We start from the raw sequence: 267 nt of genomic DNA on the forward strand, positions 1-267 counted from the left end.
CGCCGAACACCTGCGCGCCCTGATGGTCCACCACCGCATGATGCCAGGGCGCGGCAATGAAAATCTCACCCGCTTCGAACATTGGCTGGCCACAAGGATCAGCAACCTCCCCGACGACGGCACGAGCCAGGTGATCGAACGCTACGCGGCATGGCACCACCTCAAACGCATCCGGGACAAAGCAACAGACCCGGTCGTGAATCTCGAGACCGTTACCCACGCAGCGAAACAGGACATCACCGAAGCAGGCAAGCTCCTCATCTGGCT

At 61.0% G+C, this 267-nt stretch carries 1 protein-coding gene; it reads left to right on the forward strand.

The annotated features are described in order from the left end of the window. Window positions 1-267, forward strand: a 267-nt coding sequence (locus tag SB724_RS20445; protein WP_410572720.1) for a hypothetical protein, incomplete at both ends; no start/stop codon positions are given.

The sequence above is a fragment of the Bacillus sp. SIMBA_031 genome (genome assembly GCF_046535225.1).
Taxonomy (GTDB): domain Bacteria; phylum Bacillota; class Bacilli; order Bacillales; family Bacillaceae; genus Bacillus; species Bacillus velezensis.